The following is a 16,539-nucleotide window of genomic DNA, read 5'->3' as shown; positions in this document are numbered from 1 at the left end:
TTGTATAGTAAGGCAAGGCGAGGTACTTTACAGTGCTTCGCCTTAGTGTTTTATTACAGAATTTTAGGCTTTGGCTTCAATTTTTTTGATAAACTGATGCCTCAGCAAAAACGCTTCTGCAACGCAGTCAAATAGACAAGCGTATAATGAGATATGTGAACAGAAAGAAATCCTAATTTATCAAAAGTAAAATAGAAATCTTCTTTCTTAGCAAGGCCTTGCATCCATTTAAAAATTGTTGTATCCCTCTTCAATATATCTTTATTAGAACCAATATGATGAATAGAAAAAAAAGCGCCCTTGTGGGTGCTGTGATAACTTTTGTCTTGATGTTTCAATCTTGTAAAGACCCTGACATAACAGCCGAGAAATCCGCTACTGTCACAGGGCTTGATTGTGCCTCTGTAATCTTTTCTGCAAGTGCTACAAGTGGAACATCGTACACAGCTACTGCTACTGTACCGTATACCGGTGGAAATGGTGTAACATATCCCGAAGGTACGGCTGTGGCCTCATCTGGTGTTACGGGGTTGACTGCAAAACTATCGGCAGGGACATTAGAAAATGGGAATGGCTCAGCTAGTTTTGTGATTACAGGAACGCCTTCTGCCGCTGGTACTGCTACATTTTCAATTGAATTGGGTGGACAATCCTGTACATTGTCTTTGCCTGTAGTAGCTTCTAAAGCCAGTGTTTCTTCGCTTACTGGCACTGTGACACCTGCCACAGCCATAAATGGTACTGCTTATTCGGGTACCGCAACATTAGAATATACAGGTAGCAACGGTGGCACTTATGATGCTTCCACCGCTTCATCTACGGGTGTGGAAGGTTTGACAGCTACTTTAGCAGCAGGCACTCTTACAAGTGGTTCTGGAAAGCTAGTCTATACCATTGCAGGTACACCTACGTCGGCAGGTACTGCTGTTTTTAACTTGAGTTTTGGAGGACAAACTTGCACTATTTCGATAGCCGTAAGCGCGTCAGGAGCAACCTCTACCGCCAAAGACACGGTCGTTATTACTTACTCCGGTACCAGTGCTTCTTTTAGCAATGCTTTTCAAAATGACGGTGTTACTGTCACCACAAGTGGTGCAGATGTAACCGTAAAATCCACCAATACTTCTAAAGAAATTGTGTATCTTTTATCAGGTACGGCCAGCAAAGGAAGTTTCAAGATTTATAGCGACTACAAGTTCAATATCACACTAAAAGGTGTTAGTATTACCAATAGCTCTGGCCCAGCAATAAATATTCAATCAAGCAAAAAAGCCACTATCAATGTTGTTGGCACCAATACCTTAATAGACGGAGCCACTTATACCACAAGTACAGAAGACCAAAAAGGAACGCTTTTCAGTGAAGGTCAATTGAGTTTTATGGGGACCGGAACATTGAACGTCACCGCCAACTACAAACATGGTATCGTATCAGATGATTATATTTATGTAAGTGAGGCTACTATCATCATAAAATCAGCCGTAAGCGATGGTATTCATGCCAATGATTATTTTGCAATGGACAATGGAAGCATTACGGTATCTGCGGCGGGTAGCAATGGTATTGAAGCCGAAGAAGGTTTTGTAGCAATAAATGGTGGAAGCATCACTGTCAACAGTGTAAATGACGGAATTACGGCTTCTTATGAGGGTACAGATGCTACAATTACGCCTTATGTTGTGGTCAAAGGTGGGAAAATAACTGTCACCACCACAGGAGACAAAGGAAACGCCATAAAAAGTGAAAGCTACACTACTATCGGCACATCAGATGTGATAACGCTGAATGTGTCGGGTAAAGGCGCTAAAGGTATAAAAACCGGTGGCGATTTTACTTTGACTGCTGGTACATTAAAAATCACAACTTCTGGTGCCGCTTTTTATGATACTTCCGATTCGGATATTGCAGCACCGGCAGGGATTAATTGTGACAAAAACTTAGCGATCAAAGGCGGCACGCTGACGGTTACTAGCACAGGTTCGGGAGCTAAGGGGATTTCGGTAGATGGCACGGCTACTATCAGTGGTGGCACAACAAATATTTCTGCTACAGGCACAAAATACACCTACAATACAGCAAATACCAGTGAAGCCAAAGGGTTTAAAAGTGATGGTGCTTTCTCAATCACCAATGGAGAGCTAACCATCGCTGCTACTGATGATGGTATCAAGTCAGAAACGTCAATTACAGTAAATGAAGGCAGTACCGTCACCATCACAAAATCGACCGAAGGGATAGAAGCACCGACGATTACTTTTGCGGGAGGAATAACTAATGTTACCTCTTCCAATGATGGAGTCAATGCGAGTATGGGAACTGTGTCGGGCGGTACAGAATCAAACGACGGCAGTAACATCTACGTAAAAGGTGGAATCTTGATTGTCGTAGGAAGTGACGGAATCGATAGCAATGGAAATATTACCATTACGGGCGGAACCATAATCGTAGGTGGCCCAACCAGCCAACCCGAAGAGGGAATAGATGTAAATGGAAACTTCCTTGTCAACGGTGGAATCTTGATTTCGGGTGGTTCGAATGCTCGAATGACTAAAGCCATGAGTACAAGCTCTACCCAAGTAAGTATGTATATCACCGCAAGTGCGCAAGTGGCGGCAAGTTCGGTATTGCACATTGAAGATGCTTCGGGCAAAGAAATGGTAACTTTTAAGCCCAAAAATGCTAATTATTATTTTCATTTCTCAAACCCAAGTCTAGCCAAAAATACCCAGTATAAAATCTATTTCGGAGGAAGTTACACGGGTGGAAGTTTTGTAGGTGGTTCTTCAGGGTGGGGATTGTACACGGGAGGAACTTACTCTACTTCGGGCGCTACGCTTAAGTCCACCACAACGACGTCAAGCTCAGCTACCGTAAATACTATTTCGTTTTAATTACTATTCCTCTTTTACTTCATACCAAGCCGAGGCTCTGCGAAGGGTCTCGGCTATTTCTTTCCGTAACGAATCAGGAGAAAGTACCTCCACATCGGCACCATATTCAAGGATTTTGGCTTTCAACTCGCGGTTGGTATAAACCCGAATGGAAATCGTTCGTTCGCCCACAAGTTGCTGACTATGATGCAGTTTTTTGGTCATTACATACGGAAAACGGCTTTCACTGAATCGCAGATGAACTATTTCCAACGTCCCTTCCAGCGTTGTTCCAATCATGTTGTTGAATCGCTCACGCCAATTGAAAGGCTTATCATAGCTAAAGCCCTCATGTGTTTCGTGGAACTGCGCCATGCGGTCGAGCGGCAAGTTTTGGATGTCGTTTTTCTCATTTTCCCACCCAATTAAAAACCAACGATTGTTATATTCTTTGAGCAACAGGGGAAAGATATGTCTTTGGTAAACTATTTTCCCAAAAGGCTCATAATCAACGCGGATAAATCGCTGTTTCTGAATAGCTTGATACAGTTTTGGCAGATGCGCTTTTCCTTTTAACTCCACTTCTTCAAAAGCAATCGCCGTGTTTTTTTCTGCTTCGGTAAGCGATAGCCGTTGTTCCAAACGCAATAAAATATCCTCCAATCCTAAAAACTCTTTGGTCTTAGATACCTGCCGCAGCAGTGCCACCGCTTCATTGAGTGAGCCATAGTAACTGTCGTCCAATTTCTCCAAAAACGAAAAAGGGACTACATAACGATAACTTTTGGCCCGTTTGGGGATTTCGGCTCCCATATTTCGTAAATCTTCGATGTCATCGCGTAGCGTTCGGTCTGAAATATGTTGTTCTACTTTTTCGGCAATTGCTTCAATCAGCATTTGGGCGGTATAGCCCTGCATGGTTCGTAGTTTTTGATGAATAGCAAACAGCCGTTCTAAGCGTTTTTTGTCCATATTTTTTGATAACGGAACTTACTCTGCCGTCAAAGATACGACTTTTGCAGCGGCTTCTAACCAAAAGCCCCCACTGCTATGACTACTTTACTCTCTTTCCTCCCTTTTGCTCCTACTACCGAACAAGCCAACGCACTCCGTAGCATTGAGTCGTTTATCAACAGCGACGACCATTTTTTGATTGTCAGAGGAGCAGCGGGAACAGGCAAGACGAGTATTATGAGCGCCGTTACGCAGTACTTGGCCAGTAAAAGTATTGTTCCTGTGCCTCTTGGACCGACAGGACGTGCTGCCAAAAACCTGGGTCGTAAAATGGGGCTTCCTGCTCGCACCATGCACAGCTGTTTTTACACCCCTCAAACGGACGTAGAACAGGCCGTCGTCCGTCTAGTTCGTCGCACAAATGACTGTACTACGTTACAGGTATTTATTGCCGACGAAAGCTCCATGGTCAGCGACCGACTTGATGTTTCGGGAGATTTTGTGGCTGCCAATCCATTGTTGGCTGATTTTGTGGACTTTGTACAACAAGGGCACGCGCAAAACAAAATCATTTTTGTGGGCGACGCCTACCAATTACCTCCTGTGGGTTACGGCGCTCACGAAGAGGCACCTGCGCTCCTTGCCTCACACCTACAACAACGCTACGGGTTGCGCGGAAGCTCGGTAGAATTGTCAGAGGTAAAACGTCAAGCCAATGGCTCTCCTATTTTGCAGGTCGCTCACCAACTCCGCCAAAGCATGGAAACACGACGGTTGATGATGCCAAACTACATCGGTCAACTTTACCGAGGCGATCAAGAGGCTGTACGCCTTTATTTGGAGCGTTTTGAGCAAGGTCTGCACGAGCGCGTAGCGATTTTGTCACTTAGCAACAGCTACCGCGACAGATGTAACGCGCTCATTCGTCAGGAATTAGGGTTAATGGGGTGTTTGGCAACGAACGATACCGTCGTTCTTACCCAAACGCACATGGGTCAACATTACGTAGCTAATGGTGAGGTAGGTGTAGTAAAAGCCGTTGACACCAAACGTCATCGAGTAGCCGATTTGGAATTTGTCGAGGCTGAAATCGCCTTCAAAGACGAACACAACAAAGAGTTCAGCATTCTGTCGTTGGTCTTGGCAAATTCCTTGGTTAGCAAACTGACCAAGGAACAGCGCAGAGCCCTTTACGCTTCCGAAATGCGTGAAAACAAGGCGTTTCGGGAAAGTAAAGACATCCGAGAGAGCCGTTATCTAAGTGCGTTGCAGCTCAACTACGGCCACGCCCTCACCGTACACAAAGCGCAAGGCAGCGAGTGGGATACGGTGATTATGAACACGAAGATGATAGAGTTGGACTTACGCTTTCTTTACACGGGTATCACGCGGGCAAGACGCGCGCTTTTCACCAACGGGGCGCATCGCTACGCGGCGTAGTGAAAAGATGTATATTTGAGTAAAAATAAGGATGCTATACCTATGACATTACAAGAGCTCGAAAGTATATTACGACAACAAAAGGTATTCGAAGTTTTTGGTATAACCGAACTGGGCGTTTTTGGGTCATTTGCACGTGGTGAAGATTACCATGACATTGACTTTTTGTTAGAACAAGATTTAGATTTTAACATGCGGCAAAAGCTCAAAAGGCGGCTAACCAAGATTTTAGGACTAAAAATAGACCTTGTTCCAAGCAAATACGCTGACCCTATCATTCTTTATCGTGCCCAAAAAGAGTTGAAGTATGTCCGAAAATAGAAATAGAGATTTATTACCACTACTCGTCATATTGGAATCAATAGGAAAAATTTCGGTATATTCTAAAGATTTTCACAATGCCCAAGATTTCTTCATGGCAGACGACCAAGTGAGATTTAATGCCAGTTTACTTTTGCTCTCTAACATTGGCGAGTATGTCGGTAAAATATCAGATGAAATAAAAACAAAGTATTCGTCTATTCCTTGGAGGCAAGTTCGTGGTCTTCGCAACCGAATAGCGCATGATTACACTGGAATAGACTATGAAATGGTTTTCGATGTGGTTAGTAATGACTTACCAACATTCAAAACGGCCCTTGAGGCTATTTTAAAAGAAGGTTTCGCTGCCGACCTTTTTGACATAAATGAGTGCCAAGCAGCTCAAAATAGCATTTTTTATAAACACGTCAATTTTGAATTCTTTATATAGAAATCATGGAAACCTACCTCAAAGGATTTGGATTAGAAAACTTCCGCGTATTTAAAGATTATACATGGTTTGACTTTGCACCTATTACCGTGCTGACAGGGCCAAATAATAGTGGTAAGAGTTCCTTACTAAAAGCATTTTTATTATTAAAAGATAACTTTGATAAGGATTTACTCCCACCAAAGTTTGATTCCACTTACAATGGATACAGTGACAATAGGATTGTAACAGATAAGAATGAAAATGGGTTTATTTTTGCAGAAGCAACTATTAGACCTTCATACCACGAAAGGTTTGATTCCAAAAATCTTGAATTTAACGGAAATATACATGGATTAAATAGCCCTAAAGGTACTAAATTTCGAGGTAGTAGTAACAATGAAATATGTTTTGAGATTCCATATGAGATTAATAAAAAAACTTTAATTTATAAGCTTACACTTAAAATTGACTCGAAAAAAGATGAAGCAAATATAAGCCATAAAATAGAGATATTTGACTCGAATATCTCTACCAAAAAGAGTCTTCTGAGAATTAATCCAGATTCTATATTTTTTAATGTTGAATTTTATAATGAGCTTGTGTCGGATGGAGATAAAATTGAAAATATTCCCGACGGCTTTAAAAATGAAGTGCATAGCTTTGCTGGAGTATCATTTCAATACTGGTTTTCAAAAAATCACTTTGAAGGAGACATTAAAAAACTTGCTGATAGAGTATTACATACTATGGGTATTAATGAAAATATTGACAATAGTTATTCCTGTAAAGCCATTGAAAACTACTTTAAACGAATAGATTATTGGTCAAGCAGTCAAAATGAACAAAAAAGAATATATACCGAAAGTGACAACTCAAAATTCAAACAACTGCTTATAGATTTCCACAAAGCGTCGCAAAACACAGAAGTTAAAAATGTTTTTGATGGGTTTACTAAATACTTCGGTATACAGGGAAAAGTTGGTTCATTATTCAATCAGGAGCAAGGTAGTTATTTTCCTAATATCGACGATTTTGCTCTTACTAATTTTGGTTATGGTTACACACAGCTTATATCTTTATTTTTTAAACTGATGATTCACACTCATAAAAATCAAGTAAGCTATAATGGGGAAATTTTTGAAAATGATTCAATAATAATGTTAGAAGAACCTGAAATAAACCTACACCCTAATCTACAAAGCAAGCTTGCTGATTTATTTTCATCCGTTTCAAAGCAAACCAATACACAATTTTTAATTGAAACACACAGCGAATACATGATTCGTAAGTTTCAGTATTTGGTTTTGAAGGGTGAGGTAAGACCTGAAGATATTGTAGTTTATTATTTTAAAGACCCAAATGATACTTCCGACGAATTCTTAGTTAAAAAGATTGAAATTAAAAAAGATGGTCGCTTAACGGATGGGTTTGGCAAAGGATTTTTAGATGAGGCAGGACGCTTAATGGCAAGTTTACTAACTGGTGAATATTTAAACTAATGGCTAATATTACTTCTTTTTTGTCTGAAGGTTTTTTGAAAGAATTTATCGAAACCTTTCCGCGTGACTTCTTTGCAGATGAGTTCCTTGCGAGTATAGCTCTTTATCGTTTTTTAGATAGGCATACCGATGTGGCATTGAGTGGGAAAAAAGAGGATTATATTGATTTAATACAAACAGATGGGTTGGTTAGGAATTTGATAGATAGATATCTTCAAGGTGATGACTCTATCAAATTTAAGAACTGGGAAAAAGAAGAATTACCATTAAATACCAAACCTTTTCCTTTCTTTTTTATAACATCTCTCAACAACACTTTAAAAACTCAACTCAATCAAAAAGGGTTACCAAGCTATCAGCTTAAAAATACACAAACATTAAAACAAATTACTGGTTATGAAGCAATTCCTGTAACAAATAACCCAAATTTTAGCAATAGACTTAATAGTTGGAGATACTTAAAAAAGAAGTTACTGCCTTTTCATTCATTAGTGATTGTTGATAATTATTTATTTGCAAATCCATGGCAAACAAAATCAGCTATTTCTATGGTTGAAAATCTCTTACCATTCAATCCTGTTGATATAACATTTATTTACTTTGAAGATTCCTATAAAGATAAAAAAAGTATACCAAAAATCCATACTTGTAATGAAATTGAAAAATTATTGAAAAACTCAAAATTTGACTCCTTAAAAAATGCTTCTGTAATAAAATTAAATTCGAGGTCAAATTTTCATGATAGGGTAATTATAACAAACAGTCAGTTTATTACTTCTGGAAACTCTTTCAATAATTATTTTGACGCAAATGGAAGTGTAAAACTAAATAGCCCAACAATTCTAAATTTAAATTCACATGCTTGCATATATAATGATACGAAGTGGTCAGAAATAGCCTCTCAAATGCTTGAGACAATAAAAGGCCTTGTTAGTAATTCTTCCACAACTAAAATAGGTGCTCCTCTTACTAATCCACTCCTAACCTAATTACTCGCTCTCTGCCCTTTCTTTACTCTGGAAATAGCCATTTAGCCATGCCCCACTACCTCTCCCACACGAACCGCCAAGGCTCTACGGCCTATATCAGAGCGGTAGCAACTCCCAAAGGCGGTACGCGCTACTACATTACCAAAGACCCCAAAGCGGCGGACTTGTTGGAAGAAATGCCGATTAGCACGTCGGCTATCCTACCTATTTTGATTTGGCTCCCAAAGGCTGGGAAGAGTAACCTATCCAGAAGAAATTTAAAAGATTTCCCATTATCTTTGTTTAGATAAAACAGACAAACCATGAGCACTGCACAAATTATTTACGAACAATACAAAGTTCTCCCCAAACGTGTCCGTGAAGAACTCAAAGCGCTGATTATCAACGAAGACAGTCAAGGCCAATCCCCCACGCTTATGCAAGAGATTGAGGAAAGCCTAAAGCAGGTAAAACTAATGAAAGAGGGAAAGATACCAAAACGCACTTGGGCTGATTTTAAGAAAGAAATACAAAAACCCCAATAGATTAATTAAAATTATTCCCCCTTCAACTCCTCATACACACTCTCCAAGTCCATAATGTACCAGTAATCAAGATTGTCGAACTGGAAAAGAGCTTCTATTCGCTGCTGGAAATACGACAAATAGCCGTTTGCCTGAATGAGTTTCATTGCTTTCTTAAACATCGTCGTAGAAGCATTATAGTTGGCATCGGCTGCTCCACCAAATTCATTGGCGTGCTCAGTTGTGAGTTCTACGCGATACAGCAACAAATCAATAATATCATAAGGAAAAGCGGCTACTTTCTCAAATTCGGACACCAATGTCTTGATTTCGGCGTTGCTTGGGTCTTTGGGGTTGCCAGAAGGCGTCCAAAACTGACGATAGATTTTCTTTTTGTAAGTGTCTAGCATCGCTTGCCGTTCTGATTCGCTCATCAAATCTTGGTTATAGTAATCCTTCACTTGCGGCAGCTTTTGGTACAATTTCAAGATTTCTGCGCGAAGTGCCTCCTCATTCATTTCGGCAAGGTACTTTTTGAGTTCAGTGGTTTTGCTTTTTTGAGCCATAAAGTATTGTGAGTAGAAAAGTAGTAACCTAATCCAAAAATAACACTATCGGCCAAAAGTATTATATCATTTCCGTTGTTTTCTTACGTATTTGATGATGTTTTGGGGATTGTTACGAATATCCTTTGCATAGAAGTGCCCTCTCAAAAGGTTATTCATAGAGGTTTGTTATCAACTACGTATTATATTTTAGAAGATGGACGTTACTTTTGTACGATTTTTGCTAAAGAATAAGGGTTACTCGTTTCTTAGAAAATCTGAGGAAAGGTGCAGTATGAACGTTGAACCGATGCCGTTGAAAAAGATTTTACTTCTGTTTTTGGTAAGTTTCTCTTTATGGGCGCAGCCTAAAAGGGAATTTAGAGGTGTGTGGATTGCCAATGTCGGCAATGTAGATTGGCCTTCGGCCAAAGGACTCCCAGCTGCTCAACAACAGCAAGAATTACGAGACTTGCTAGATATGATTCAGCGACGTGGACTCAATGCTGTTTTTTTTCAGATTCGTAATGCTTGCGACGCTGTTTATGATAGTAAACTAGAACCGTGGTCGGAGTGGCTCACGGGGCAGCAAGGGCGCTCCCCAGGCTATGACCCACTTGCTTTTGCCATTCAGGAATGTCGTAAGCGTAATATCGAAATCCATGCTTGGATGAATCCCTACCGTGCGGTTACGGACATTAGGAGGGCGTCGATTGCGCCTAATCACGTCGCAAAAACCCGCCCTGATGTGTTACTGGCGTATGGGCCTCTACGTCTTCTTGATCCAGGAAGACCCGAAGTGCGATCGTTTGTGACCAAGGTAGTGATGGATGTAGTGCGTCGTTATGATATTGACGGGATTCACTTCGACGATTATTTTTACCCATATCCTCAAGCGGGTCTCAAACTCAAAGATGATGCTACTTTTGAAGAATACAATCGTGGTTTTACAGATAAGGCCGATTGGCGTCGTGACAATATCAACCTGCTTATCAAAACCGTAGCAGATAGTATTCAGCAGGTCAAGCCTTGGGTCAAATTCGGCGTATCGCCCTTTGGAATTTGGCGCAATCGTAGTAGTTCTTCTGAAGGTTCTAATTCTCGCGGTTTTGAAGCATATTCGGGCAATTTCTCCGATTCTCGTAAGTGGATTCAGGAAGGGTGGGTAGATTATATTGCACCTCAGGTATACTGGAGTATGGGCAACAACTCCGCTAACTATACTCACATCGTACCTTGGTGGAACGACAACGTTTCTGACCAACACCTGTACATCGGTCATGGGGTGTATAAAGTCAATAGTGACGCCAATTGGCGCCGCCCCCAAGAAGTCCCTAACCAAATCAAATACAATCGGACATTTCAAAATGTGCATGGTAGTATTTTGTTTAGTGCCAAAATCCTTCGCAACAACCCTAATCGTTTTTGTGATGCCTTGTGTGAAGATGTGTACCAAGCACCTGCCCTTGTGCCAACTATGCCTTGGAAAAATACGACTCCTCCCCCCAAACCAGAAGAAGTAACTACCTCTCTCAATGACAATAATACTGTGACATTGCAGTGGTCTTATCCTTATAAAACCAACTCCGAACGCGACAAAGCGCGCTATTTTGTGATTTATCGCAGTGCTAATCACGCTTCTATTGACCTCCGAACAGCACAGGCCATTCGGACTATAGTGGTGAGAGAAGAAGGAAAAACATCTTTTAGTTTTGTTGATAAAAATGTCAAACCTCGCACTAAGTATAATTATACGGTAAGTGCGTTTAATCGTCTTCACAACGAAAGCCCTCCCACAGAGGTAGTGAGTATTATGACAGGGCAGCGGGAAGTAGAAATAGAGGAAGAACCACAAAAACCAATTTTGCCTATAGCTACTCAATTGCAAGTACCTACCGAAACAGAAGCACCTATGGAGTCGGTAGCTGCCGCAGTTATGGATGAAGAAGAAGAGGCAACAGAAGAGCCCGAAGAACTTGCAGCTACTGATGAAAAAGAAACTGTTGCGGCGGCTTCTCAAGAAAATGAAACTCAAGATGAGTTTTTGCAAATATTTCCAAATCCCTTTAATCAACAAATAGGTATTCGTTATCGCTTACCCGCCGCCGCAGAAGTCTCTCTTTATGTGTATGATACCCGAGGCACACGTGTGGGGGCGTTGGTTGTTAACCAACCCCAACAAGCAGGTACTTATTCTGTAAAGTTCAATGGACAGTTTTTAAGTGATGGCGTTTATTATGCGCGTCTGATGGCCGGTGAAACCCAAAAAACGGCGAAGATTATTTTGAAGCGTTAGGAATCATTAACAAAAGAAAGGCAAGATTTGCACTGATTTTTTCGTTGAAAGCGCACAAACAAATTTTATAATTACCATGAAACGATTCGTATTAAGTGCTTTATTGATTGCCTATAGCACTTCTATTTTTGCTCAAACTACTACAGCCGTGGACAAAGAACCTATCAAAAAAATTGAAGTAACTGGCACCGCCGAACTCGAAATCGTACCTGACGAGCTTTATTTCACGATTTCGCTGAAAGAGTATTTTAAAGACGAAAAAAATCAGAAAGATAAAGTGGCACTAGAAGTGCTTGAGAAGCAGCTTATAGATGCCGTCAAAAGTGCGGGTCTTCCCAAAGAAAACCTATCGGTGAGTGGAGTGACGGGCTATCGCGAATGGACGGGTAAAAAGAAACCCCAACATTTTTTGGCAGCAAAACAATTCCAACTCAAGCTCTCAAATGCTAATAACATCAACGACTTGATGGCCAAAGTAGATGACCGTGGAGTAGAGTATGTAAACATGAGCCGTGTTGAGCATTCAAAGAAAGAGGAGTTTCGCAAACAAGTGAAAATCAATGCACTCAAAGCTGCCAAAGAAAAAGCGGGCTATTTGTTAGAATCAATTGGTGAAAAATTGGGCGAAGTTCTTGAAATTCATGAAGTAGAAGAAGGCAGTGTATATCCGATGTACAAACAAGCCCAATACAACGTACGCTTAATGGCTGCTGACGCTGCTCCTGAAGGTGGTGATGCCCTTGAATATCAAAAAATCAAGTACAGCTACCGGATGAATGCTACTTTTAGAATCAAATAACTGAGATAATCTTTTAAAAAGCCCAAGCGTTTCCAAAACGCTTGGGCTTTTTATGCTTTACGACGAACGTCTAAACCGTAATTTTTGAGGATACTTCTAGCAAGGGCTGATTTATGGACTTCGTCGGCTCCGTCGTAGATACGAGCAGCGCGCTCGTGGGTGTACCAATACGAAAGCAAAATATCGCTTGTCATTCCCAAACCTCCGTGGGTTTGGATAGCGCGGTCAATAACTCGGAGCATCATATTGGCCGTAAAAAACTTAATCATTGAGATTTCATCCCGTACCGACGCTGCCCCCGACAAATCGATATTGTGGGCTGTACGCAAAACAAGTAGCCGCGCGGCATCGATTTCGGCACGACTTTCGGCAATAAACCCTTGTATAAACTGGGTATCGCCTAGCATTTTGCCTTCTTCGAGTTCGCGTTTGGCGGCATAGCGGCACATCAAATCGAAACTTCGCTCCGCTATTCCAATAAAACGCATGCAGTGGTGAATCCGACCAGGTCCTAATCGCTCTTGTGCCAGTAAAAAACCACTTCCTTCGGTTCCGATAAGATTGTTTAGAGGTACTCTTACGTTTTCATAAAGCATTTCGGCATGACTTGCCCAGCTATCTCCCGCATGACCCATGATTGGAATGTTTCTGACGAGGGTTACGCCAGGGGTATCCATAGGAACCAAAATCTGACTAGCCCGTTTGTGAGGAGCGGCGTCAGGATTGGTGACGGCCATCACTACGGCAAAAGCCGCCCCGTCTGCCGAACTCGTAAACCATTTATGACCATTGATGACATAATCACTCCCTTCTTTGAGAGCCGTAGTCCCCATACGAGTAGGATTCGAACCTGCGAATTCGGGCTCGGTCATGCTAAAACAACTCCTTATTTCGCCTTCCATGAGAGGTTTGAGATAACGTTCTTTTAGGTGCTGGTGAGCGTACTTATGCATCAATTCGGTATTGCCGATGTCAGGCGCTTGGGTGTTAAACACAAAATGCCCGAAAGGAGAACTTGCTAACACTTCGCTGATTTGTCCAAATTCGCAGAGAGTGAGTTCAAGGCCGCCGTCTTCTTTGGGTAAATGAAGCCCCCATAGACCTGCTTTTTTGACCAATTGCCGTTTTTGCTGGAGGATAGGCTCTACCTCCGAAAAATTATGGGTCAAAAAATGAGGTGTTTCTAAGGGATAAAGCTCGTTTTCGATAAAGGCTTTGATTTGGGGCAACAGTTTCAGAGTGCGTTCCGTCGCAAAAATTGGTTCCATAGATAAGGCAAGGGTTTATTATGCGTGCCGAATATTTTTCCAAATATAAAAAATAAAATAGTTGGAAAAAGGAAGAAAAATCGGTCAAATGAATTCCTTATACTTTAATCTACTGAAGGCAAAATTTACGTAAAAACGCTACTAGAAATCTGAGTTAGCAAGATATAATCAAGTATTTGGCCTAATTTTACCCCCTAATTTCAAGTTAGGTACTGATGTTTATTTCTCTTCAAAATGCTTTTGTACGTCGCTACGATACAGTGGTGCTTTCAGAATTAGAGGTGACTTTTAAGACGGGTGAGCAATGGGCTATCATAGGTCCCAACGGCAGTGGTAAGTCTTCGCTCATTGAGGTTTTGGCTGGTAAATGGCCCGTATGGCGAGGTAAAATTACACATGATTATGGAGGTGTTTTGTTATCGAAAGTAGCAGAGTTGGTTCCGTCTGATTATTCTTTTAATCGAATTGTAAAATCAGCTGCTCAATATTATCAACAACGTTTTCATAGCTATGAAGCAGCCATAGCTCCTTCGGTAAGAGAGGTGCTCACCAATCAACTCAAACCCGTAGGTACGGTCGATGAGCAGTCGGTCGTATTAGCACCTTCAGAAATAAGTGAATTAGAATTGCTCCGATTGACAGAGCTACTCTCTATAAATCATTTATTAGAACGCCCTTTTGTGACGCTTTCCAATGGCGAAACCCGGCGGATGATGCTATGTAGGTCGTTGCTCAAAATGCCCAAAATCCTGCTTTTAGATAATCCGTTTGCGGGGCTTGATGTGCACTCTAGAGATGTATTGCGAAGTGCTTTACAACAACTCAAGGAAGCGGGGGTATTGGTGATTTTTGTAACATCCACATCTGAAATCCCTGAGAGCGTAACTCATATTTTGGAATTAGATCATGGTAAAATAAAATCCCAGAAGCTGCACAACCAAAACCATGAATCTTCTGAAAAACAAGAGATTAAAGCCACAGAAATCAAACTCCCTCAACTTCACAGCAGCACAACTCTAAATCTTCAAAGTTTAGCTTTTGAATATGCTGTAAATCTCCGAAATATCAACGTGACCTATGGCTCCCAAAAAGTACTAGATAATGTAAACTGGAAGGTGAAGAAAGGTGAAAAATGGGCTTTGGTGGGGCCTAATGGTTCGGGAAAATCTACTTTACTCAGTATCCTCACCGCCGACAATCCTCAACGTTTTGCCAATGATTATGATTTGTTTGACCAAAAGCGCGGTGGACCCTCCATGTGGGATGTCAAAAGTAAAATAGGGCATGTTTCGCCAGAGTTGCACCTTTATTTTCCGCAAGAAACGACGGTTTTTAAAACCATTGCCTCAGGTTTTTTTGATGCGACGGGCATTTATTTTCGTAAACTGACCGAACAACAGATCCAACAAACCCACCTTGTAGCGGAGTGGCTCCAAGTGGCAGATTTGTTGGAAAAGCTTTTTAAAAATCTTTCTAAAGGTCAACAGCGGTTGGTGTTGTTGGCGAGAGCACTGGTCAAAAATCCCCCCCTTCTTATTTTAGATGAGCCTTGTCAGGGTTTAGATTTTGCCACAGTAGAACACTTCAAAACCGTCGTAGATACTATTTGTGCTTCTTCTGAGCGTACGTTGATTTACGTATCCCATTATCCTCACGAAATTCCAAGCTGTGTTACCCACACTTTGAGATTGGCAGAGGGCAAAGTGGTTTAATAAATATTAGGACGCGCTTGTTTGGGATCGACTACCGTCTGAAAAGAACTTACGCCCGCAGCACCAAAAAAACCTAAGGCTTTACGGCCATTCGGATTTGAATTTTTGATGTTACTAAAAATATTAGAAGGTGGTGTCGCAAACAGCCCGCCGTTAGTAGATTCTATCCTGATTTGATTGATAAAATAATACCCTTCAAGCGTTAAGCTATGAAGCTCTACTTTTATAGTGTCTTTTTCTACCAAAAACTCATCAAAAGGAACAATGGATTGGCGGATAGGTAAAACAAAAATCAATCCGTCACTATTGCCTCCGGGGCTAAAGCCCGCATCGTAGGCTGTAGAAATCTGACTTGCTTTATTGAAATACTTGCCGTTTTTGAATGATTTGATCCAATAGCAATCACCCGCTCCCACGGGGTCTCGGGCAAAAAACTCAGGCTTATATCCTTGTTGGGGCTTGCCATCTGAAGGCGCTACAGGGAGTTTATCAAAAAAGTAGGTTAAAGAATCAATCTTAGGAACCCGATTTAGCTTACTTACTGCGGTATATTCTTCATTGCCAAACTTGACATTGAGGGTATATGTCCTTCCTATATGGCCCAAAGTATCGGTAGAAGTGCTTGGCTTCCATATATAAACTCCATTGTTTTTTGCATCTTTGAAATTAAAAATTCCCCCTTTATCATCAGTGACTACCACCGAGGCGTTCAAGATTGGTTTAGCTGGACTATTGTCAAAATAAGGTGCTGATTCTGTCAAGCGAATACTGTGTTCGATTGCTTGATTCGTAATCCATCCGTCTACAACTAGTTGTGGGTCACCTGATTTGATATCTAAATCTATCACATCTTCGCAGCTTGCGAGGCTCCCCAAAGCAAGCAATAAAATAAAGAGAGATGCGAGTCTGTTTTTCATGGCTATGTATATGG

Annotated in this window: 15 protein-coding genes; 11 read left to right on the top strand and 4 right to left on the bottom strand. The window is 41.3% G+C overall.

Going from position 1 to position 16,539, the window contains the following annotated elements:
• The first annotated feature begins 329 nt into the window (after positions 1-329).
• Positions 330-2,891: a carbohydrate-binding domain-containing protein gene (locus tag P1X15_RS30105; RefSeq protein WP_277341840.1), complete on the top strand. Its 2,562-nt coding sequence runs from the start codon at positions 330-332 to the stop codon at positions 2,889-2,891.
• 3 nt (positions 2,892-2,894) lie between these two features.
• Here the strand turns inward: P1X15_RS30105 and P1X15_RS30100 are convergent, their stop codons facing one another.
• Positions 2,895-3,842: a YafY family protein gene (locus P1X15_RS30100; RefSeq protein WP_277341839.1), complete on the bottom strand. Its 948-nt coding sequence runs from the start codon at positions 3,840-3,842 to the stop codon at positions 2,895-2,897.
• A 78-nt stretch (positions 3,843-3,920) separates the two neighbouring features.
• On the opposite strand from P1X15_RS30100, the gene P1X15_RS30095 reads away from it, so the two are divergent.
• The 7 genes from P1X15_RS30095 to P1X15_RS30065 are packed head-to-tail and all read left to right on the top strand — an operon-like array spanning position 3,921 to position 9,009.
• Entirely contained in the window at positions 3,921-5,264 is a 1,344-nt protein-coding gene (locus P1X15_RS30095) for an ATP-dependent RecD-like DNA helicase (protein WP_277341838.1), read from the top strand.
• A gap of 42 nt (positions 5,265-5,306) precedes the next feature.
• The gene (locus tag P1X15_RS30090) at positions 5,307-5,585 is read left to right on the top strand and encodes a nucleotidyltransferase family protein (RefSeq protein WP_277341837.1); all 279 of its coding nucleotides are present in this window, start codon (positions 5,307-5,309) and stop codon (positions 5,583-5,585) included.
• Positions 5,572-6,015: a DUF86 domain-containing protein gene (locus P1X15_RS30085; protein WP_277341836.1), complete on the top strand. Its 444-nt coding sequence runs from the start codon at positions 5,572-5,574 to the stop codon at positions 6,013-6,015. The genes P1X15_RS30090 and P1X15_RS30085 overlap by 14 nt, the downstream gene beginning before the upstream one ends.
• 5 nt (positions 6,016-6,020) lie before the next feature.
• Positions 6,021-7,496 (top strand): DUF3696 domain-containing protein, encoded by a 1,476-nt coding sequence (locus P1X15_RS30080; protein ID WP_277341835.1) that lies wholly within the window; start codon positions 6,021-6,023, stop codon positions 7,494-7,496.
• Positions 7,496-8,485: a hypothetical protein gene (locus P1X15_RS30075; RefSeq protein WP_277341834.1), complete on the top strand. Its 990-nt coding sequence runs from the start codon at positions 7,496-7,498 to the stop codon at positions 8,483-8,485. The genes P1X15_RS30080 and P1X15_RS30075 overlap by 1 nt, the downstream gene beginning before the upstream one ends.
• A 47-nt stretch (positions 8,486-8,532) precedes the next feature.
• Positions 8,533-8,775 carry a hypothetical protein gene (locus P1X15_RS30070; RefSeq protein ID WP_277341833.1) on the top strand — a complete coding sequence of 81 codons (243 nt, stop codon included), beginning with the start codon at positions 8,533-8,535 and terminating at the stop codon, positions 8,773-8,775.
• A gap of 12 nt (positions 8,776-8,787) precedes the next feature.
• Entirely contained in the window at positions 8,788-9,009 is a 222-nt protein-coding gene (locus P1X15_RS30065; protein WP_277341832.1) for a hypothetical protein, read from the top strand.
• A gap of 11 nt (positions 9,010-9,020) precedes the next feature.
• On the opposite strand, the gene P1X15_RS30060 is transcribed toward P1X15_RS30065, so the two are convergent.
• Complete coding sequence (locus tag P1X15_RS30060) at positions 9,021-9,554, bottom strand: DUF6155 family protein (protein ID WP_277341831.1); 534 nt, start codon at positions 9,552-9,554, stop codon at positions 9,021-9,023.
• A 295-nt stretch (positions 9,555-9,849) separates the two neighbouring features.
• Between P1X15_RS30060 and P1X15_RS30055 the strand changes: the two genes are divergently transcribed.
• Positions 9,850-11,829, top strand: coding sequence for a family 10 glycosylhydrolase (locus tag P1X15_RS30055; RefSeq protein WP_277341830.1), 1,980 nt, complete (start codon positions 9,850-9,852; stop codon positions 11,827-11,829).
• A gap of 76 nt (positions 11,830-11,905) precedes the next feature.
• Entirely contained in the window at positions 11,906-12,628 is a 723-nt protein-coding gene (locus tag P1X15_RS30050; RefSeq protein WP_277341829.1) for an SIMPL domain-containing protein, read from the top strand.
• Between the two features lie 50 nt (positions 12,629-12,678).
• On the opposite strand, the gene P1X15_RS30045 is transcribed toward P1X15_RS30050, so the two are convergent.
• Complete coding sequence (locus P1X15_RS30045) at positions 12,679-13,896, bottom strand: acyl-CoA dehydrogenase family protein (RefSeq protein ID WP_277341828.1); 1,218 nt, start codon at positions 13,894-13,896, stop codon at positions 12,679-12,681.
• Positions 13,897-14,111: 215 nt separating this feature from the next.
• On the opposite strand from P1X15_RS30045, the gene P1X15_RS30040 reads away from it, so the two are divergent.
• The gene (locus P1X15_RS30040) at positions 14,112-15,608 is read left to right on the top strand and encodes an ATP-binding cassette domain-containing protein (protein ID WP_277341827.1); all 1,497 of its coding nucleotides are present in this window, start codon (positions 14,112-14,114) and stop codon (positions 15,606-15,608) included.
• Here P1X15_RS30040 and P1X15_RS30035 read toward each other — a convergent pair.
• Positions 15,605-16,525 (bottom strand): DUF4249 domain-containing protein, encoded by a 921-nt coding sequence (locus tag P1X15_RS30035; protein ID WP_277341826.1) that lies wholly within the window; start codon positions 16,523-16,525, stop codon positions 15,605-15,607. The genes P1X15_RS30040 and P1X15_RS30035 overlap by 4 nt on opposite strands.
• Between the last annotated feature and the right edge of the window lie 14 nt (positions 16,526-16,539).

The organism is Runella sp. MFBS21 (genome assembly GCF_029433105.1).
GTDB lineage: Bacteria > Bacteroidota > Bacteroidia > Cytophagales > Spirosomataceae > Runella.
Note: the sequence above shows the minus strand (reverse complement) of the source record. Positions and strands in the feature narration are given on the sequence as shown.